Source organism: Bacillus sp. SRB_331, from assembly GCF_003264175.1.
GTDB classification, from domain to species: Bacteria; Bacillota; Bacilli; order Bacillales; family Bacillaceae_G; genus Bacillus_A; species Bacillus_A mycoides.
The window spans coordinates 1-22,353 of the sequence record NZ_NADV01000010.1; the positions used below are offsets into that span (position 1 = coordinate 1).

Consider the following 22,353-nt stretch of genomic DNA (forward strand, 5'->3'; position numbering starts at 1 on the left):
CTTAGCTTGATGGGCATGGGGTCCCGCCAACATAACGCGAATTTCGTACGCTTAGGAATTTTATATTTAAAAAACTTGATTTCTCCGTACGTTAAGAAGGTTCCAGAAACGATATTTATTGTTTAGTATGATACTTTGTTTTTGGTAATGAGTTTTAGAACTAGATTTCAAACATAATTCAGTCAGTTTTGATAGATGTAAATAAAGTTCCTTAAACGACGAGTTTTGGAACAAATAATAATATGTGTGCTTTTTTAACTTTGTTCAGCAATCGGGCCAGATTGTTGAATAACAGTCTTTTAAGAAATGTTATCTAACGACGCTTGTGCAAAAATAATATTGTTGTTTAATTTACAATAAAGTCATTTGAAAAATAATATTAGTTGTTTAAAAATCCTTATTCCACGAACGGAGCAGGTTAGTGGAAGCAATAGTAATTAGGTTTGACTGGGAAAATTGTCGATGATATTAAAAAAGACACCGAAGTGTCTTATGTTTTTCAAATTAAGCATACCGATGAATTGAAATTTAATTACTTAACATTATGTTTATCTTGGGAGCGGGGTATTTTATCGGTGAGTGTATACAAACCATGTAATGCTTGCTGTTAATAATGCTGACGAAATCAAAGCTGTAAGAACACTATATGTTTGCCAAATAAGTATCGTTGACCAATCGAAAGCACAGCACAGTATACCCAGGGCAATCGTAGCGATCAGGAAAATAACTGTTACGATTATTCTCTTTTTTGTCATTGGCTGCCGCTCATTCGTTTTCCTTCTGCGTAATCCTAAGAGAAATAGGAGAACGGCCAATAGGCAAAGAATAATAGTGATAGACGACAAAATGATATCCAAAAGCTGTGTGCCGCTTATTTCATATGACTGAGTTAGATTGCCGTATAATATATCTTTAACTTTTAGTACCAGGTTTATATTGGTATTTGCGCCGTTGCTCAGCAAGCAGACGGCTGTTCGTTCATTTAGCAGTATGACTACTTCGGTTCTGAAATTTGGATTGCCCCCAGTGTGTTCTATAATCGTTTGGTCGGCGTTTACCGACCAGCCTGCCGCATAATACATATCGTTGACAGCCGAAACAGACATATCACCCCTATGTGATTTTTCGATAACCGTGTGAAATATTTCGGGTATGTCCTGCACAATACCCATCTGTATGCCCATCCAACGCGCCATATCTTTTGTATTAGAAATGATGTAGCCTGCGGGCTTATTCCCAGCATAATCCGGAGCTTTAAATGGAGTTGTCATAAAAAAGGAAGAACGGTAGCCCTGTGCCAACTGTCCAGTGGCTTGAGCATCTTCTTTATAAACATACGTCTGGTGAAGACCTAACGGCTGAAATACCTGTTCCCTCATAAAGTCTTCATAGCTTTGTCGCGACACAATCTCAATAACCAAACCCAATACGTCATAATTAACGGTTCCATAGTTATACTGTTCACCGGGAGGGAACGCCAATTCAGCATCTACGAGCATTTCCACAGTCTTTTGCAACATATCCGGTGTATTGCCTTGTGGAATACTTTGAGTATGCCTAATATTTGTTAGACCACTGGTATGGTGAAGAAAGTTATTTAGTGTAAGGCTTTGCATATCAACAGGTTTCCCTTGATACTTTAACGTAAACCAAGGTAAATATTTTTGGACAGGGTCAGTCATTGAGAGCAGCCCTTGCTCTTCCAACAGCATAATACCCATACCGGTAAAAGCTTTACTGACCGAGGCTAACTCATAGAGTGTATTTTCACTTGCAGACAACCCTTTATCACGGTCAGCATACCCTGAAGAAAAGTAGAACACTTCATCATCAGCAAGTATTGAGATTGACATTCCCGGCACACCTGATATACGAGAGGCATCATCTAGCAACGCTTGTATTGCCGCAGATTTCGAATCAGACAACGCATAACTTTGTGTTGCGAATCCTGAGAATAATATAAATATCGTTAATACAAAAACAATAATCTTTTTCATAAACTCTCCTTTTTGAAAAATTATAATAGAATAATATAAATAACCTACTTTTACAACTACTAAACTAAATTTTAATTTATCTTTCTATTCACCTATATAATATCAAGTAATTGTGAAGAGTTACACTTAACGAACAGATGCGTTAGTTCAATAAGAAAAACGATCTTCAACAATCGGGCGCTTTTCCGGAGTAACGATAAAAGCCCAATTTCTCAATTTTAATGCGAGAAATTGGGCTTATTTATGTTTACTTATAGTGCAAAATAACGCTTAAAATAAGCGCAAATTACCTCCTAAAGTGACACTTTGAAATAAAGTTTGATCAAAAACGCCTCATAAATCCATATTTTACGATAAATCAATAAAATCCATTTTGAAAAAAGTTTGATCAAAATGGATTCTTCTTCAGTAGAATTAAAATTGGTTTTTATAAAAAAGTTTAATCATTTTTTGCCTTTGTTATTCAAAAATCGTACCCGATTGTTGAATAATTCTACTTTTATCTAATACTCTGGTCAAACATCCTACAAATAATCCTGGCTATTATAAATCAGGATGAGTCCAACTATACACATAATCCACGAAAGAGCCGATCCTGTATTATTAGCGATTTTCACTCGAAGCTTCTCGAGAGATGTTTGCATCCACCGCCCAAACAGGAGATAGAAGAGAAACAGCACGAGGGAAGGCAACACCATGATAAAGTTGTATCCAGCTAAAATAGAAGACCATTCCACCCACGATAGATTAGAAGTAGTCATTATGCCAATTGCTACAAAATACGGAAAAGCAGTACCTACTTCAATTAGTGAGGTAGTGAATCCCAGCGCAACCATTGAAAGAATGCTTTTTGATTTTGGTGCAGGTAGGTCTGAACTTTTCTTTGTTGGAACATAAAAACTTGCTATGAACAATATCACCCCAATAATAAAGAACGTCCAGCTTACGATTCGATTTTGAAATACGCCAGAAATAATCTCAAGCAAGAAATCTAATCCTAACATGAGTGAAACTCCAACAGCAAAATAAAATCCTGCTATCGTCAATAAATAAACCAATAAACGTTTGGTAAGTCTCTCTTTATCTGTTAAAAGCAAATATACTGTTACCCCTAATGTGGCAGGGCTTAGCGTGTCCAATAGGGCCAATCCCCCTATTAGGAGAAGTAGTTCTGTACTCATCATTCTTTCCCCCTTATTCCGGTTGGAGATTATTCTTTTCAGCCATAAAAATGGCATATGCCTGATCCATAAACTCAAGCACATCCTGTTCAATTGGATATAATCCCAGTTTCTCTGATTGCTTTGGCGACATCCTTATTTCCCACAGCTTATCTAAAAATTCATCCTCACCTTCAAACTCCTCTAAGCGTTTTTCATCCATTCTTCTAATGATATTTTGGACTTTGGGTGCTTTTGGGCCGTCCCCCATATAATGCTTTAACTGACCTATCAGAGCAATCCATTCGAGCGACTGAGGGTTGTCACTCGTCATACTGGGAACCTTTTCCCATAATTTTATATCTCTGTCTTTAAATAAAGATTCACGATAATACTGCTGTATTTCTTTATCTTTATTGGATAATTGCATAATCTTTTGAATCGCGGTCCAGTTTTCTATTCCTTCTATCGCAATTCCATGTATCAATTCCCTTATGGATAACTCTATTTTCTTTAAATTTTCCTGTTCTTTTATTACAAAAGATAATTGACTCTTTAAACTCTCCGACCAATCCCACTCACTGGAAGCGAGCATATTTTTAATCTCGTGTAACGAAAATCCAATCTTTTTTAAAAATTGAACTTGCTGTAGTTTTTTTATCTCTTCATTCGTATATAAACGATGGCCGCCCTCTGTTTTGGATGCTGGTTTTAACAGGCCAATTTTATCGTAGTAACGCAGTGTTCTTACTGTAACACCTGCCAGCTCTCCAACCTTATTAATGTGTATCAACTAATAAACCTACCTTCCTGTACGTTAAGATTCTAGCATTAACAACTGCCTTATTCTTTTCTCACTTGTCCTTACCATAAGTCTTTATGTATTTATTCTTCTTTACGAAAAAAAATTCTGAAGTAAGTATCCTGCTCCCAAGCCAATCAGTACACCTGGAAATGCATGATCCATTATCAATCCAATACCTGCACCTATAATGACACACCCATAAATAATAATATCTCTCATTTTCATCTAAAAACCTCCTGATTTTTTAATCTAATTTATCTCGAGAACACGAAGTAGTTACTAAACAGTATATAAAATGACCTAGCGTCAGCTTCAAGCTTTTTTTATCATTTTTCGCTTTTGTAAATTAATTTATATAAAACTAGTAATTAATATAACACCCTCTTCTATAACGATATCCAACGAAAGGAGTAGTGAAAAATGAAGAAATACTTTATGTAGCTTTAAAATTAAGCTTGATCAAAGTAATGTTAATAACTTTGATCTAAAAGAAAATAGAAAGAGAAGTTTTGAAAAAAGACTGATTAAAAGCCTGTATTGATAATACAGGCTTTTAATCAAACTTTTTATGAACAGTTCTTCTTTGTTCCAAACTAACATTTAAGAACTTTATTTTAAACCCATAATTGACCTTATTAAAAATCTCTTTTACCCAAACTATACTTTAAATAATATTAAGATCTTCTCTTATGGTTGAATACATATATAAATCATCGAATTTACCACAAGTAAATTCATAATGTCTCAGCAACCCCTCTCTTCTAAAGCCTTGCTTTTCTACTAATTTTTGTGATGGGAGATTCGCAGGTTCAATTAAAGCTTCAATTCTTTCTAACTGAAAGTGATGATAGCCATACTTAACAACGGCCTCCAATGCTTCACTAGCTATCCCTTTTCCCCAGTAATCTTTGCTTAATTCATATCCAACTTCAGCTCGATAATGTTTGGTAAGCATATTAAGAAAACCACAACTTCCTATAACCTTGCCAGAATCTTTTATTGTAATTCCCCATCTAATTCCTGTACCTTCTTCGTATATAGATTTATACCACCCTATTTCATCCCATACATCTTTTACAGTTTGGAAAGGTATTAGCCCCATAGATTTCACAACATCTTTATCAGATAGATATTTAAACATATCATTAGCATCCTCTGTTGTTACTTCTCTTAAGATTAATCTTCTTGTTTCAATTATAGGAAATTCCTTTTCCATTGAATTTCCCTCCTCTCGAGTTTTAATAGCACTAAACATAAAAATAACATTGAAACACATTATCTACTCTTTAACTAGTTCAATCATTACTTAATTTAAACCATTAATCAACGATCTTTTGCTGCAATAACACAAAATATTGTTTTAATGCTAATCTGTTCCGTTAGTTTCGTTAGAAATAAATAAAGTTCCTTAAACGACCGTTTATGGTACTTGTTTATTTTTTTAACAAAAGCGTTTATCATTTTTATAAATAAATTTGCGGAAATCATATGTTTTTAAACAACTTTTAAAAAGCCTATTACATTTTATATGTAGTAAGGGTACCGCCAAATGCCCATCACCCTAAGGTTTTAATATCCTCCCTAAATGAAAAATTTCTTTCTCTACTGGTAGTTACTCTGAGAATTCAGCTTATTTTTTGTTTTGGGGGTATTTATTTTTCTTAAGTTGATGGATGTGGGGTCACCATACATACCCATCAACTTAAGAATGGAAACAAAGTGTACTTTCATTTTGTGGGGTAAAGTATTCCTAAAATAGAAGCATACTCTTAATAATACGCATACCAAATAAACCCTATCGTTTTATTAAAAGTCAAGGAAATAGTAATGAAACCCTATATTTATGCGATTGAATATAATGTCACACATTTTATAAGGTAAAAAGGAAAGGATAGATGAACAGGAGAGTATACCTGTTTACATCTATCCTTTTTTACAACAATATGACCACATTTACTACTACAACAAGGATTTTTACCACAACAAATTTTCATATAGTTATTGAACTATTTTTTGAATAACTAAATTAACCTCTTCGTTAACTTTAATTACGAATAAATGGTCCCCTTCACCTTCAATTGGATCAACTACATCTTCATTAAAAGATTCAGCATGTTGTCTACCATATCTATTAAACTAGCGGTTTTTATTTTCCCTGATTCCTTTCCATACCTAAGGTAGCCAAAAGTTCACTGGATTCCCGAGGCTACCATCCACATTTGTGTCTCTGAAAAGACATTTTGTGCCACTAGACGTAACTGTAGATTCCTGAACAAGCAAAATCATGAAAATACACACAAAGATAGATTATCATCCATTACATTACTGTTTTGCTTCGTTCGAATAGAAAAACTCGGAAGAACGCCACTTGTTCGATATCTCCTCAATTTGATAAGGTTTCGTTCTGCAGCATCCACCTATTAAACGTGCACCTGCTTGGTACCATTCTTCAGATTGAATATCCAACGCGTTACATTGTTCATGACCATGCCATGTTTTTGTTTCTGGATTATAAGTTTCACCAGAGTTTGGATAAACAATAATTGGTTTTTTGGTGTTTGCCCTCAACTCTTGGATTGCACCAGTCACAACGGTTACTGGCGCACAATTGATGCCTATCGCTACAATTTGTTCACTTTTCTCAAAAGCTCGTGCACACTCCACGAGTTTCATACCTTCACTAATCTCTTTCTCATTTTTTAGCGAAAAGGAAAGCCACGCATATGTTTCTGGAAACTCAAGCAATAATGTATCTAATACTCTTGCTTCTTGCAGGGAAGGGATCGTTTCAAATGCCAATAGATCTGCACCTGCTTCGATTAACGCTGACATTCTCGAACGGTGAAAGTCTGCTAATGTTTTATCTGTCACACCATAGTTGCCTACATACTCTGAACCATCTGCAAGGTAAGCCCCGTACGGCCCAACTGATGCAACAACCAATGGTTTAGGCCTATTCGTTTGCGTATTTTCCTTCCAAAAATCATCTCTTGCCCTTCTTGCAAGTAACACCGTTTTCTTAATTAATTCCAAAGCTTCCTGTTCTTGTATTCCACGCGCGGAAAAACCACTAATAGTAGCTTGATAGCTTGCTGTTATGGCACAGTCCGCTCCAGCACGAAAATAGTCCGAATGAACCTGATAAATTAGTTCCGGATTTTCTAGTAACACACGTGCCGACCAAAGGGGATCGTCCAAATTACATCCATGTGCCTCCAATTCTGTAGCTAATGCTCCGTCAAGAAGCATAATGGAATGTTGGGATAAAATAGCATCAATTGGGTTGATTTTGTTCGACATAATCTACGCCCCTCTTTTTTAGATTTTTTGTTAGATAATAACTTCCATAGCAAAACAAAATAAACGGTATGCCGCAATATAAGGCAATTCTCTGTGTTGGATCGAATGCAATTCCAATACACGATGCCAGACAAAGGATAAAAGAAGCAATTGGTACTAATGGATATAGTGGTGTGCGATAAATCAAGTCCTTTTCAGAATTTCCTTCTTTCAAAAATTGTCTGCGAAATAGGAACTGGGAAGCACTAATACTCATCCAAACTACAACTACTGCTAGACAGGAAATGGAAACAAGTACGATATAGACAGTATCTGGTGCCACAATACTTGAGAGCAAAGCCAAAGCTCCACCCACCATGCTGAAAATGACGGCGTTGATTGGAACACCTTGCTTCGTCATTTTTCCAAAAATCGGGGATATCGTATTCTTATTAGCAAGCGACCAAAGCATTCTAGAAGAGGCATAAAGGCCTGAGTTTGCCGCAGATAAAATGGCTGTTAAGATAACGAAATTCATTATGTCAGCTGAATATGGCACCCCAATTCGTTCTAGAACTGCAACAAAAGGGCTCTCTAATACCCCTGCATCGGAAATAGGCAATAACGCAGATAAAACAACAATCGTTCCTACAAAAAAGATGATCAATCTCCACAGAGTAGTTCGAATGGCCTTCGGTATCATTTTTTCCGGGTTCGCTGTTTCTCCAGCTGCAATGCCTATTAATTCTGTTCCCGAAAAAGCAAAATTAACCGCAAGCATGGTCATTATAATGGCCGTAGCACCATGAGGAAATAAACCTCCACTTGTAAAATTAGAAAAGAATGGTGCTGCTTTTGAATGAGTCATCGGAAGAAACCCTAGCATTGCCGCTACTCCTAAAACAATAAAAATCACAATAGCTATAACCTTTATCGATGAAAACCAAAATTCGGATTCGGCGAAAAATTTAACAGTCAGGACATTTAATACAAGGATCAAAATGGCAAAAAGAGCACTCCATACCCAAACATTAATCGATGGAAACCATCGCTTCATAAGTAATCCTGCGGCTGTAAATTCAGAACCTAAAGCAACAGTCCAAGTTAACCAATACAACCAGGCTACTGTATACCCTGTACCCGGTCCAATGTATTTAACTGCATAACTATGAAATGCGCCCGTTTCAGGCATATGTACGGAAAGCTCTCCTAAACATAGCATAACTAGATAAACTACTAGCGCACCAATCAGATAGGATAGAATTGTTCCAAACGGGCCAGCTTGTTGAATAGTGTAACCCGGGCCTAAGAATAAGCCAGTTCCAATCACCCCACCAAGTGATAGCATGACTAAATAACGTGCTTGCATTTTCCTTTGAAATTCTTGCCCATTTTTGTTCTCCATTTCTACTCTCCTTTAGTTACTATCCAGAAAAAACAAAAACGCACTCTAAAAAAGAGGGCGCTACTGACAAATAAAAACGGAAGCTCTCATCTATCAGGATTATCACCCGCTGGAATTAGCACAGTGTCTACTTAAGCAGACCTGTTGCTGAGGTTTCATAAGGCCAGTCCCTCCACCTCTCTGGATAAGAAATATTTTTTTATAACCTTATCAATCCATTCAATAACTGTCAAGATAATTCTGTTTTTTTAAAAATTTATCTATTATAGAAATACAAAAAATAGAGTATTACTATAACTGCAACCCACTCCTTCTTGGGTATTATTTAAAAATCGAACATACAAAACCTCATTTATTTATGATACGGTTCACAAGCACTTCCTCAAAATTTGATGCATTTCTAAATATCTTCTTACTTCTTTGGCTATGGGGTCACCATACATAACCATCAACTCAGGAGATTTTAATACCCTCAAATATCAAAAAAAGTTATCCTTTCTAAACAAGCTAAATTAGAAAGGATGATGTTTTCTTATGAATCTCTCGATTCAAGATGAATTACTACCATTTGCAGAAGAATTACAACGATATGTTACACCTGTATTCTTAGAAGAACTTGCAAGAGAAATAGGATTTATAAAGCGAAAACGTAAGTTTTCTGGATCAGACTTAGCTGCTATTTGCATTTGGATTAGTCAACGGGTGGCAAGTGATTCCTTGGTTCGATTATGTAGTAGGCTTCATGCAGCAACAGGCACTTTACTTAGCCCTGAGGGCTTAAATAAACGTTTAAATGCTAAAGCAGTTTTATTTTTAAAACATATTTTTTCTTTACTGTTAGAACAAAAGGTATGTGAACAAACACAAATTTCTAACCACCTCTTCTCTTATTTTCAACGAATCCGTATCCTAGATGCCACCGTATTTTAAGTGCCCAATGCTTTAGAGAATGTATATCCAGGCTCTGGAGGGTGTGCCCAAACAGCTGGAATCAAAATTCAATTAGAATATGATCTGCACAGTGGAGAATTTCTTAACTTTCAAGTTGGACCAGGGAAAAATAATGACAAAACATTTGGTACGGAATGCTTAGATACCTTACAACCAGGAGATTTATGTATTCGTGATTTGGGTTATTTTTCATTGGAAGACTTAGATCAAATGGATCAACGAGGTACATACTATATTTCTCGTTTAAAATTAAATACAAATGTATATGTGAAAAATCCAAACCCGGAATACTTTAAAAATGGTGCAATAAAAAAACAATCGGAATACATACAAATCAATGTGAAACAGATTTTGAAACAGTTACAATCCGGGGAAACATTTGAACAAAAAAATGCTTATATTGGAGATAAACAACAACTGTTTTCACGTGTTATTTTTAATCGATTAACAGAAAAACAACTTCAAAAAAGACGAGCGAAAATCTTGGAGAAAGAAAAATTCAAAAATAGAACGTACTCAGAGAAAAGTGAAATGGTAGCGGGATTAAACGTGTACATGACGAATACACCTTGGGAATGGGTTCCGATTGAACAGGTACATGAGTTGTATACGTTGCGTTGGCGAATAGAGATTGTCTTTAAAACATGGAAATCACTCTTCAAAATAAACTATTATCGTAAAGTAAAACAAGAACGATTAGAGTGCCACTTATATGGAAAGCTAATCGCTATTTTCCTGTGCTCCTCTACTATGTTTAAAATGCGTCAACTTCTTTTGCAAAAGAAAAAAAGAGAATTAAGCGAATATAAAGCAATAGGAATGATCCAAGATCATTTATATCTGTTGTATCAAGCTATACAGAAAGACACTCAAGAAATAACAAAGATTCTAATCCGTCTATTCCACCTACTACAGAAAAATGGGCGGAAATCTCATCGATATGAGAAGAAAACAGTCTTTGATATTATGGGTGTTGTCTACGAGTATAGTAGACTTAGAAAACAAAAGAAAGCTGCATAATCTTTAAAAATGATACCTATCTAGGTTTATTTAGCATGCTCATTTTTAATGAATAAAAAGTATTGTAAGAGTGTTGTAGTTTATTTGAACGAAAGTTCATTTTGTTTCCGTTCTTAAGTTGATGGGCATGGGTGCTACCCCTATTGTAAAAATTTTAACCCGGAAGGATTATTTAGCATGCCATTTTTATCATAATGCCTCTTATTGGAATGCTAGGAAGAAAATTTTACATATTTCTGTATTTGATTTTTCTTAACTTATGGCAATATTGCCGTCCCCCCAGAAAGTCTGTCCAAAAGCAGATACGACTGATTAATATTCTCTTTGGCCTTACCGCATAAACAGTCATTCCATTAGGAATAACTGTTTCTTTTTACTCTTCATTATCTTTTTGCACCAGAACCGTAATTATTCTAACTCATATACGTGAGGTGTTTTTTTCTTCCTCTCTTCTTATTTACGTGACCTTTAATTCTTAATATAATAAAATTAACATTATTTATGAATATGAAGGTGGAATACTATGGCTAAAACAATTGCAGATATCGCCAAATTAGCTGGGGTTGCAAAGAGTACTGTCTCTCGTTACTTAAACGGCGGCTATGTAAGTGATAGAACAAAACAAAAAATTGAAAGTATTATTCAAGAAACAAATTTCTCTCCCAATACATTTGCGCAAAGTTTAAAAGCGAAAACAACAAATTTAATTGGTGTTATTATCCCCCGATTAGACTCCTTCGCTACAACGAAAACACTTATTGGGATTGATAATACTTTACGGGAAAATAACTATCAGATGCTTGTTGCAAATGCGAATCAAAAAATTGAAACAGAAATTCAAGCAATGGAAAACTTTATAAAACAAAAAGTAGCTGGCATAATTTTATTAACAAAAACTTTAACAAAAGAGCATAAACATATCATCGCTAATTCTACTCCCCCTATTTTATTTGTTGGTCAAGAATATGAAGATCAATATTGCCTCGTTCATGATGATTTTGACGCTGCTTATGAGCTAGGTGCATACGTACTATCACAAGGTCATCGCCATATCGCCTATTTAGGAGTAGAAAAAGATGATATTTCTGTTGGTGTAAATCGAAAAAATGGTTTTCAAAAAGCAATTGAAAATTTAGAGCCTACTTGCATCGTTTCTTACTACGAAACAACTTTCCAAATAGAAGATGCGATGAAACAAGTACAACATATTTTAGATAACAATCGTCCTACTATTATTGTATGTGCTACAGATAATATCGCTCTTGGAGCAATGAAAGTAATTCATTCCAATCACCTTTTTGTACCAAATCATATTTCTGTAACAGGATTCGGCGGTTATGATATTTCTGAAATGGTACACCCTAGCTTAACGACAATTGCATTTGACTATGAGTACGCTGGTAAACTTGCTGCTATTTCTCTTTCCCAGCTTGTTGAAAACAAAACAATTCCAAAAACATTACATTCGCGCTATACATTAAAAATTCAAGAAAGCGTTGACAAAATTTAAAGGCGCTCTATAATAAAATTAAAACCGGTTCCACATTTTAAAAACAGGATTTTTCACATCATGTCCCTGTTTTTTATTTTAAACAAAAACGGAACCGGTTCCACAAATTCAAAGTATATAGTAAGGAGGAATTTTTATGGATATGAAACAAATTGCAACTCAAGTCTTACAGAACATCGGAGGAACAGAAAACATTATTCGCGCTACTCATTGCGCTACTCGCCTTCGTCTTGTACTAAAAGATGAAACAAAAATAAACACGTCAGAAATCGAAAACATTGATGGGGTTAAAGGTGCTTTCGCAACGAATGAGCAATACCAAATTATTTTTGGCACTGGCGTAGTAAACAAAGTGCATGATGAATTTTCAAAACTAATCGGAATAACCGAACTTGATTCTACGGCATCAAACGATCTTCCTAAGAAAAAAATGAATCCGATTACTCGCCTAGCAAAAACATTATCCAATATTTTCGTTCCAATTATTCCAGCCATCGTCGCAAGTGGTTTACTTATGGGGCTACTCGGAATGTTGAAAGCGTTTAATTTAGTTCCTGGCGATCACCCACTTATCCAATTACTTGATATGTTCTCAAGTGCAGCTTTCATTATTTTACCTATTTTAATCGGTGTTAGTGCAGCTAAGGAATTTGGAGGAAATATTTTCTTAGGTGCAGTTATTGGTGGCATATTAACTCACCCAAACTTAACGAATCCTTGGACTCTTGCAAACGCAAAACCAACTGTTTTACATTTCCTCGGTATGGATATTGATATGATTGGCTATCAAGGCACTGTTTTACCTATTTTATTATGCGTATACGTTATGAGTACAATTGAAAAAGAACTCCGCAAACGAGTTCCGAACTCTTTAGATTTATTAGTTACACCGTTCTTAACAATTATTATAACTGGCTTTTTATCACTTATTATTATCGGACCAATTGGATATAAAATCGGTGACGGTATTACGTACCTTTTAAATACTATTTATCAATTTGCAGGACCAGTAGCGGCCTTATATTCGGTGGTCTATATTCAACAATCGTTCTTACTGGCTTACACCATAGCTTCCACGCTATTGAAGCTGGCTTACTTGCTAATAAAGATATCGGTGTCAATTTCTTACTCCCTATTTGGTCAATGGCTAACGTCGCCCAAGGCGGAGCTACTTTAGCAGTTTATTTCAAAACAAAAAACAAAAAAACAAAAGAAATCGCAATTCCAGCTGCAGCGTCAGCATTTTTAGGAATTACAGAACCAGCTATTTTTGGTGTCAATTTAAAGCTTGGTAAACCATTTATTGCAGCTGCTATTGGTGGGGCAATTGGAGGCGCTTACGTTGTTTGGATGCAAGTCGCAGCCAATGCATACGGTTTAACAGGTATTCCAATGCTTACAATTGTTGCACCTCTTGGCATGATGAATATGATTCACTATATAATTGGCTTCGCCATTGCAGTTATCACTGCTTTTGTTGCCACATTCATTTTATATAAAGAAAGTAAATAATAACGAGGTGAGAACCTATGTCGAAATATAAAACAATACTGCAATCCAATAAAGACGAATTAAATTCTTTATATGAAATTGCAAATCAAGATTCATGGAAACCAACTTATCATATCCATCCACCATTTGGATTAATGAATGATCCTAACGGTGTATCATACTACAATGGTGAATATCACGTTTTTTATCAGTGGTATCCATTTGGCCCTATTCACGGAATGAAGCATTGGGGACATGTGAAATCAAAAGATCTTATTAACTGGGAGCGAATGCCTGTAGCCATCATCCCTACTGAAAGCTATGAATCACACGGCGCATATTCTGGTAGTGCTATTATAAAAGATGAACTTCTTCATTTACTGTATACAGGTAATATAAAAAAATCTGATGATTCCCGTGACGCGAAACAATGTATGGTGACAATGGATTCTCAATATACGATGACGAAATATAGTAATAATCCTGTTATTGATATAATTCCTGATGGTTATACGAAACATGTACGCGATCCAAAAGTATGGAAACATCACGATACGTACTATATGTTACTTGGTGCACAACGTGAAAATAAAACTGGAACCCTATTACTATACAAGTCACAGGACCTATATAATTGGAAATTCCAAGGTGAAGTTAAAACCAATTTAAAAGAATTCGGATTTATGTGGGAATGCCCCGATTACTTCCAATTATCAGGGAACGATGTACTACTCTTTTCACCTCAAGGAATTGAAAAAGACGAGGGGAATTTTCAAAATGTATACAATGTCGTTTACGCAGTGGGAAATTTCGATATTGAAAATTTATATTTCCATATTGATTCTTATTATGAAATCGATAAAGGATTTGACTTTTATGCTCCTCAAACTTTAGAAGACTCTACTGGTCGCCGCCTATTGTTTGCTTGGGCAGGATCAAGTGAAATCACATACCCTTCTGATGATTATATGTGGGCTCATTGTTTAACACTTCCACGAGAAATAACATTAGAAGATGGCATACTAAAACAAAAACCAGCTTTAGAGCTAAGAAAACTACGAACAGTAAAAAAAGAAATTTCAGGCGATATAACAACTGGGCTACACATATTAGCAACCCTAGACCATGAAGACTCATACGAATTAATTATTACTCTTAAGACAGATGATGCAAGCAACTTTGGTCTTTCTCTCTTCCATAATGAAGAGGAATCTTTCCCCATTACTTTTAACCGTAAAAAAGGAAACGTTTCTATAGACAGAAGCAACTTCCATCATCAATTTGGCAGAGAATATGGGTATAAACGCTATAAAACAATCGATATTCAAGACACGATAGAACTACGAATATTTGTAGATAAAAGCATCGTGGAAATTTTCTTATACGATGGCTCAACAGTCTTTACGTCCAGAGTCTTTCCGCGAAAAGACATGAAACATCATATCGCAATCTTTTCAGATGCAAGACTAAACTTTACAATTACACAATATAAACTGAAAAGAGGGATTGTATGAGAAATGTTTTTTGTATAGGTGAATTATTAATTGATTTTGTTTGCCGGAATTCCAATGTTTCTTTAGTAGACGGTTCAGATTTTGAAAAAAAAGCTGGTGGAGCTCCCGCTAACGTTGCCGCTGCTATTACAAAATTAGGCGGACACGCTACATTTATGGGGCAAGTAGGAAATGATCCATTTGGTGATTTTCTAGAACAAACTTTGCAACATGCTCATGTTGACACTTCAATGCTCATAAAAGATAAACAAACAACACTTGCATTCGTATCTATTGATCAAGATGGCGAACGTGATTTTATTTTTATGCGTGGTGCGGATGGTGAATATCACTTTAATAGCATCGATTTATCCAAAATCAAGACGAATGATTTAATACATTTCGGTTCAGCAACAGCTTTACTATCAAGTGCGTTAAAGGACACATATTTCCAACTAATGCAATACGCAAGAGACAATGGCCATTTTATTTCTTTTGATCCGAATTATCGAAGTGCGCTCATTACAGATACAGAACAATTTGCTCAAGATTGTTTAGCCTTTATAAAACACGCACATTTCGTAAAAGTAAGTCAAGAAGAAGCAATCATGCTTTCTAAAGAGAGTGATTTACAACAATCTGCACTCAAGTTATTAAATTATGGTGCTAAAGTAGTAGCTATTACACTCGGAAAAGACGGTACCCTTCTCGCAACAAAAGAAGGTCAAACTATTATCCCCTCTATTTCCATTAAACAAGTAGATACAACCGGTGCTGGTGATGCTTTCGTCGGAGCGATGTTATATCAAATTGCAAAAAGCGAACAAACTCTTTCTCATAATTTTAAAGATTTGACAGAATTTATCTCATTTGCAAATAAAGTAGGCGCTATAACCTGTACAAATTACGGAGCAATTGCCTCTCTTCCATCATTAACAGATATAAAAGCATACGATTAGTCGTATGCTTTTTACATTCCCCTCTAGAAATCATGCATCATAAAAAAGTTTAAAACGACGAGAATAACCGTCCCACATAAAGTAATGTATCGGTATATACTCATCTCCCCCTTCCCTTGCTTTAACAAAGGCCTCAATAAATCCGACTAACAATATTAAATCAATATATGGAACATAAAAAGAGAAGACGGGTAGTGTAAATTGATAATAAAGTTTCTGTAGGGGTACAACCGCATGCCCATCAACTTAAGAAAAATAAACGCACTAAAACGAAAAAAATGAGCGGACTTCTCAAAGTAACTGCCTGTAGAGAAAGAAAATTTTCGTTTAGGGCATACTTCAAAACCTTAGCTTGATGGCGATGGGTCCTACCACATGACAATCTAGCTAAGGTTTCATGATGCCCCCAAAACAAGAATTTCGTGAATTTTTACTGTTTTGGGGAGTTTCTTTTCACTAGATTGATGGACATGTCCTGCTACCCCAATTATGTAGCAAGTGTTTTTTTATGATTTGATTGTTTTACAATACACGAGCGTCGTCTTCTATAGTTTGTTTTTTTAATTTTTGGGTCTTATTTTTAGATTTTTTGAAAGTTAGAGCCATACCAACAAAAATTAGAGTAATCCCTGATACTTGCATTAAAGTTGGTCGGAATCCTGTAAGCACCGTGTCCAATAAAATTGCTACAGCTGGATCTAAAAAAACTAATATCGAGATTAATTTTGTTGATAAATCACGTAAGCTATCAAAGAATAAGTAGTATACCAATCCTGTATGGATAAGGCCAGTTGCTATAATATACGTCCAATTACTTTGAGTCAGTCCATGGAATGCATCAAAATCTATAAAGGGTATTAGAAGAAAAATCCCTAAAAATGTTTGCAAAAAGGTCATTGCATAAGCACTCATGTTCTTAATACCTTTCCCAAATAAAGTTGTAAATGCATAAAACAGAGCTGCGAGAAGTCCCCAAACCATGCCAGAAGACATTAACGAGTCGAAAGAGAAGTTTTTGTTTATGCCAGCGATTAATAACGCTCCTACAAAGCAGATAATGATAGAGATAACAGATAATACTGTTAATTTTTCTTTAAAAACAATACTTCCAATGATAAGTACAATTATTGGAGCAAGGTGATAGACTGATATTGCAACTGTGACTGACATATTTTCAAACGCTTTAAATAAAAATACCCAATTAAATACAAGGAAAAATCCACATATCAAGACTTGAATAACTTCTTTTCGTTCCCACTTATCATGTTTGTACTGTCCAGTAATTAGCCAGCATAGACTTAAAAATATTGTAGCAAAAATGCATCGTACAAATACCAACTCAAATGAAGGCAAATTTGTTTGTACGGAAAAAAAGCCGACTGAACCGAAAATAACCATTGATATTATCATCTTCAAAGCCGGTAATGATTTTCTCTCAATAGAATTTTGTTGAATCAATTTAATCCCCCCGTTAAATATCTAATTTTTAGTAAGAAAAGCACCGTCCTTCTATAAAGGGCAGGTGCTTTTAATTTATCTACAAAAAACACTTAATTATAAATTCTTCCCAGCTGTCCAACCACCATCTATGACAAAGTTGGAACCTGTAACAAAGCGAGCCTGATCAGAAATTAAATATTCAATACACGAAACAATATCCTGCGGTAGTCCCCACGTATCTAAGGATTGATTGCTTTTTATAAGGGATACCAAACGCTCATCACTAAAATATTCTTCTGTAAGCTCTGTCCTAATGACACCGGGAGAAATACTGTTCACTCGTATGTTCTGCTTACCAAATTCCATAGCCATCTGTTTAGTAAGTCCAATTAGAGCATGTTTTGATGCAACATAAGCTGCTCTTTCAGGTTCAGCCATTAATCCTGAAACAGATGCTATATTTACTATGCAACCTTTTGTTTTAGACTTGTACCAACGCTTAGCAGCTTCCCTTGAAAGAATAAATGGTGCTACTAAATTAACATCTATTACTTTTTTAAATAGATCATCAGAGAGTTCTAATACAGGTGTTATTTCCCTGATACCAGCCGCGTTTATAAGTATGTCGGGACAAAGGGTATCTGTATCCAATTGTATAAAAAGATTATTAATCTCATTGCTGTTACTTAAATCTATTTGTACTAACTTAAAAGACGTATGTGTTTTTGTATAGTCTACTAATTTATTTGTATTAATATCAAGAGCTATTACATTGAATGATTTTTCTAAAAAATATTCAATACAAGCATTTCCTATACCACTATTGGCGCCTGAGATCATAATAGTCTTATTTTTTATCATTTTGGCTCCTTATAAGAAAACGTTACTAATAAAATGTCACGTAAGGCTTCTGTATTATACTCTGTTCCTAGTGGTGTTACAGCGTGGAATACCTTTTGTCCAAATACTAAAGTTTCTAGGGGATCCTTCAAGCTAATAAGCTTGTTAATTTCCCTAGGGCTGTTTGCAATCAGATTGTCTCCGCCAAGAGCTGTATTACTTAAATTCATGAGGTGTAAAAAGACAATCGGCTCATCATCCTTATGTAGCCAAATTGGAGAGCTAAAAGAAGGATTTTCTCTAGTTGCCTTATATCTTACTTGATGTAGACCTATAACCAAATCCTTACTTGTATCAAGTATATTTGTATTAGATGCAAATTCACTATCAAAGCGAACAATTTTCTCAATTAATGAATTATGTAAAAATTCATCTGTTATACTGTTGAAATTTCTAATTTTCCCACCATCGTCATAATTATATTCTTCAGATTGGAAATATCCATTGTCTGTATCTAGAACATAATCTGAAGAACCAGCGTATTTTATATATCTTGAATAGGCTCTAGCGCGACATTCGCCATATGCGTCGTTTTGTAAGCTGTAGTAGTCTAACTGTGCTTTCGTTAGTAATGCTTGATCTTCTTGATCTTGTAAAAAAATATCATTAGAGATTTGAATGTATCCATTTGATTCGAATTCATGTACCTTTTGTTCTACGTCAAAACTGCTTGTCTTATTAGAAACTGTTGTTAGCATAAGAGCACCTCAAACTTTCAAATTATATTTTCCCCACTGTATATTCAGCATGAAGCATGGGTTGAGGAGTAATATGTTTAATAACCTTAAATATAACTTGTTAAATTAATACACAACATTAACTATCCATTAACCATTTGGTTATTAATAACTCCTATTACATTATAAACCATATTAGAGAATTTCTGCAAACTTTTTCGAATTGTATGAAATTTTATTTTAATTAGTTTTTTATTCTGACTCGCTAGGCTTTTTCTCTTTATTCCCCATTTTTGCTTGTCCTCTCCAAAATGTCAGATGTATCATTCAAATAAATTCTTTTCAAATAACGTCGATTAATCCATCTGTATAAATATATGTATATAAAGACGAGAATTGATTTTTTAAAAATGTAAAATATTACCTTTTATTAACAGAATATTTCATCTCCATATTTTTATTATTGAAAAAACTAAGTGTTAAATCAAATGCAAATATTCATATCGTTATTTCCTGATTATAAAATATAAAGAACCACCACTGCTAAATGGAACGCTATGCATGACCACCGTCATCCTAGTCCAGCGCTAATCTATTAGCAAAACATTGAACCCTTATTTCGAATGCCTTCTCTTTTCATCTTATTTTTTCAACAATCTTTTGCTAATTTAATATTCAGTTGTATGTAGTGTTATCACCCTTAAATATATTTCCATGTAATCTAAATTTGATATTATGTTCAAGCGCAAAATACATAAGGGGGATTAGGAATATGGAAAGACCAGTTGTTATTGAGGAGTATACACCGGATTGGGCACTACAATTTAAAGAAGAACAAAGGCTTCTAAAAGGTACAATGGGAGATAAAGCTATTACAATTGAACATATTAGAAGTACATCTGTTGAAGGATTAGGAGCTAAACCAATATTAGATATTATGATTGGAGTTCATAATTTAAAAGAAGTAGATGAGTTTATTGAACCTTTAAAAAAGATTGCATATGAATATGTATTTCATAAAGAGTTTCCAAACAGAAGGTTTTTTAGAAAGGGATTATGGAGAGCGGGAACACATCATTTGCACGTTTATGAACTAGGGAGTGAAGAATGGAACAGTAATATCTTATTTAGAGATTATCTAAAAAAACATCCTGATACACTCCAACAGTATTATCAATTAAAACAAAAATTAGCTGAAAAACATCATCATGATAGAGTCGCATACACAAATGAAAAAGCGCCATTTATAACAGATATTATTCAGAAAGCTAAAAATGAAATTAACTTCCGCTAACGAAAATCATGTAAATATATAAAGTTATCAAACGACTATATGAAGTACCGTCGCATCACCATAAAGATAAAGTTTTACACTATCCATTAAGTAAAAAAGACGTTATTCTTTTTGTAGAAATATAAAGAAAGGATGGCGTTTTTGTATGAATCTATCGATTCAGGATGAGTTTCATTTGTTCGCTGAAGAACTACAGCGATATTTATCTCCTCATATTCTTCAACAACTTGCACAAGAGACAGGTTTTGTAAAACGTAAAAGTAAGTATGGTGCATGAGATTTGGCTGCTTTATGTATCTGGATTAGTCAACAGGTAGCAAGCGATTCTCTTACTCGATTATGTAGTCAGCTTTATGCAAATACAGCTACACTTATAAGTCCAGAAGGACTTAATCAACGTTTTAACCGATGCGCTGTTTTATTTCTACAGCGTGTATTTTCCCTTTTAATCAAAAGCAAACTAAACGATTCGTCTCAAATCACAAACCAATACGCCTCTTATTTTCAACGTATACGTATTTTAGATGCTACTATTTTTCAAGTACCCAATCATTTGGCCCCTATTTATCCTGGTTCAGGAGGATGTGCACAAACAGCCGGTATTAAGATTCAGCTAGAGTATGATTTACATAGTGGGAAATTCCTCAATTTTCAAATCGAACCGGGTAAAAATAATGATAAAACCTTTGGTACAGATTGTTTGGATACCTTACGCCCAGGAGATTTATGTATTCGAGATTTAGGATACTTTTCTCTAAAAGATTTAGACCAGATGGATCAACGAGGGGTATTCTATGTTTCACGGTTGAAATTAAATAATAGAGTGTATGTAAAAATGAATCTCCAGAATTTTTTCGGGATGGGACAGTAAAAAAGCAATCTTTATATGTTTTACTTAACCTTGAGGATATTATGCATCAGATAGCACCAGGAGATACTTATGAAATTCAGAATGCCTATATTGGACAACAAAAATTACCTTCACGAGTTGTAATATACAGACTCACACCAACTCAAATTCATAAACGTAGGAAACAGCAGACTTATGTTGAAAAGAAAAAAGGAGTTACATACTCTGAAAAAAGTAAACGTTTAACAGAAATCAATGTTTATATTACCAACATACCATGGGAAATTGTTCCGATGGAACATGTCCATGAGATTTACTCTCTACGTTGGCAAATAGAGATTGTATTTAAAACATGGAAATCTCTATTTGGTATCAATCATTGTCACAAGATTAAGCGAGAGCGTCTAGAATGTCATCTTTATGGAAAGTTAATAGCTATTTTTCTTTGTTCTTCCACTATGTTCAAAATGCGACAGCTTTTACTACAGAAAAGACAAAAAGAATTAAGTGAATATAAAGCAATTTATATGATTCAAGACCACTTGTACCTAGTATATGAATCTATAAAAAAAGACACCCAAGAAGTATCAAAGATTTTCCTTCGCCTTTTTGACCTCTTACAGAAAAACGGGCGGAGATCCCATCGATATGAGAAAAAGACAGTCTTTGATATTTTAGGCGTCATTTATCAGTACACTACATCCAATCTAAAGCAGAAAACTGCATAATCTTTAAAAATATACCTGATCAAGGTTTATTTGGTATGCCCATCTTTAGCTTAGTCGTAAAAACCCCAAAAAATCACACTCACATATACTATCTTGGCACTCTAAGCTTGATGGCGATGTGGTAGGACCCCACATCCATCAACTTAAGGTATCTTTTTATACAAAATGTGGTTTTTTCACGTAGTCTTTTATTATCTTTTATAGATAGCCTAAAAGTAGGCACATCAAATAAACCCTGACGGGTTTCAAATTTTTCGCTATGCTACCTGATGGGCAGAAGTGGTATACTCATACACAACACCTAAAATATCAAAGACTGTTTTTTTCTCATATCTGTGAGATTTTCGTCCGTTTCGCTGTAGGAGGTTAAACATACGAAGGAGAATCTTTGATA

The 22,353-nt window shown here is 34.7% G+C and carries 14 protein-coding genes, 3 pseudogenes and 1 riboswitch; of the genes and pseudogenes, 7 read left to right on the forward strand and 10 right to left on the reverse strand.

All coding sequences use genetic code 11. The features are described from left to right. Positions 1–569 precede the first annotated feature (569 nt). From B5P42_RS08425 to mmuP, 7 genes are all read right to left on the reverse strand, one after another. Positions 570–1,997 carry a serine hydrolase domain-containing protein gene (locus B5P42_RS08425; RefSeq protein ID WP_113734018.1) on the reverse strand — a complete coding sequence of 476 codons (1,428 nt, stop codon included), beginning with the start codon at positions 1,995–1,997 and terminating at the stop codon, positions 570–572. A gap of 524 nt (positions 1,998–2,521) precedes the next feature. Next, positions 2,522–3,178: a GAP family protein gene (locus B5P42_RS08435; RefSeq protein WP_172852259.1), complete on the reverse strand. Its 657-nt coding sequence runs from the start codon at positions 3,176–3,178 to the stop codon at positions 2,522–2,524. A gap of 13 nt (positions 3,179–3,191) precedes the next feature. Beyond that, a complete protein-coding gene (locus B5P42_RS08440; protein WP_113734019.1) occupies positions 3,192–3,950 on the reverse strand; it encodes a MerR family transcriptional regulator in 759 nt (252 codons plus the stop codon). A 102-nt stretch (positions 3,951–4,052) separates the two neighbouring features. Continuing rightward, positions 4,053–4,187, reverse strand: a complete 135-nt coding sequence (locus tag B5P42_RS32550; RefSeq protein ID WP_258397446.1) for a hypothetical protein — start codon at positions 4,185–4,187, stop codon at positions 4,053–4,055. A gap of 439 nt (positions 4,188–4,626) precedes the next feature. Continuing rightward, positions 4,627–5,178: a GNAT family N-acetyltransferase gene (locus tag B5P42_RS08445; RefSeq protein ID WP_113734020.1), complete on the reverse strand. Its 552-nt coding sequence runs from the start codon at positions 5,176–5,178 to the stop codon at positions 4,627–4,629. A 1,106-nt stretch (positions 5,179–6,284) separates the two neighbouring features. After that, positions 6,285–7,262 (reverse strand): homocysteine S-methyltransferase, encoded by a 978-nt coding sequence (mmuM, locus tag B5P42_RS08455; protein WP_113734021.1) that lies wholly within the window; start codon positions 7,260–7,262, stop codon positions 6,285–6,287. Next, positions 7,237–8,646 carry an S-methylmethionine permease gene (gene mmuP, locus B5P42_RS08460; protein ID WP_113734022.1) on the reverse strand — a complete coding sequence of 470 codons (1,410 nt, stop codon included), beginning with the start codon at positions 8,644–8,646 and terminating at the stop codon, positions 7,237–7,239. Before mmuP ends, mmuM begins: the two co-directional genes overlap by 26 nt. An 83-nt stretch (positions 8,647–8,729) precedes the next feature. Beyond that, a riboswitch (SAM riboswitch) is annotated at positions 8,730–8,837 on the reverse strand. A 343-nt stretch (positions 8,838–9,180) separates the two neighbouring features. Here mmuP and B5P42_RS08465 point away from each other — a divergent pair. From B5P42_RS08465 to B5P42_RS08485, 5 genes and pseudogenes are all read left to right on the forward strand, one after another. Further along, a pseudogene (locus tag B5P42_RS08465) lies at positions 9,181–10,617 on the forward strand (IS4 family transposase). 523 nt (positions 10,618–11,140) lie between these two features. Further along, positions 11,141–12,127, forward strand: coding sequence for a LacI family DNA-binding transcriptional regulator (locus B5P42_RS08470; RefSeq protein ID WP_113734023.1), 987 nt, complete (start codon positions 11,141–11,143; stop codon positions 12,125–12,127). 136 nt (positions 12,128–12,263) lie between these two features. Further along, positions 12,264–13,639, forward strand: a pseudogene (locus tag B5P42_RS08475) (sucrose-specific PTS transporter subunit IIBC). A gap of 17 nt (positions 13,640–13,656) precedes the next feature. Further along, positions 13,657–15,132, forward strand: coding sequence for a glycoside hydrolase family 32 protein (locus B5P42_RS08480; protein ID WP_113734024.1), 1,476 nt, complete (start codon positions 13,657–13,659; stop codon positions 15,130–15,132). After that, a complete protein-coding gene (locus B5P42_RS08485) occupies positions 15,129–16,070 on the forward strand; it encodes a carbohydrate kinase family protein (protein WP_113734025.1) in 942 nt (313 codons plus the stop codon). The genes B5P42_RS08480 and B5P42_RS08485 overlap by 4 nt, the downstream gene beginning before the upstream one ends. 522 nt (positions 16,071–16,592) lie before the next feature. Here the strand turns inward: B5P42_RS08485 and B5P42_RS08490 are convergent. The 3 genes from B5P42_RS08490 to B5P42_RS08500 form a co-directional block, all read right to left on the reverse strand. Beyond that, entirely contained in the window at positions 16,593–17,480 is an 888-nt protein-coding gene (locus B5P42_RS08490) for a DMT family transporter (protein WP_370445691.1), read from the reverse strand. Between the two features lie 144 nt (positions 17,481–17,624). After that, positions 17,625–18,371, reverse strand: coding sequence for an SDR family NAD(P)-dependent oxidoreductase (locus B5P42_RS08495; protein WP_002144105.1), 747 nt, complete (start codon positions 18,369–18,371; stop codon positions 17,625–17,627). After that, a complete protein-coding gene (locus B5P42_RS08500) occupies positions 18,368–19,108 on the reverse strand; it encodes a 2OG-Fe dioxygenase family protein (protein WP_016119275.1) in 741 nt (246 codons plus the stop codon). Before B5P42_RS08500 ends, B5P42_RS08495 begins: the two co-directional genes overlap by 4 nt. A 751-nt stretch (positions 19,109–19,859) precedes the next feature. Between B5P42_RS08500 and B5P42_RS08505 the strand changes: the two genes are divergently transcribed. Both B5P42_RS08505 and B5P42_RS08510 read left to right on the forward strand, forming a co-directional pair. Then, the gene (locus B5P42_RS08505) at positions 19,860–20,381 is read left to right on the forward strand and encodes a GrpB family protein (RefSeq protein ID WP_113734026.1); all 522 of its coding nucleotides are present in this window, start codon (positions 19,860–19,862) and stop codon (positions 20,379–20,381) included. 145 nt (positions 20,382–20,526) lie between these two features. Then, positions 20,527–21,959, forward strand: a pseudogene (locus tag B5P42_RS08510) (IS4 family transposase). Positions 21,960–22,353: the final 394 nt, after the last annotated feature.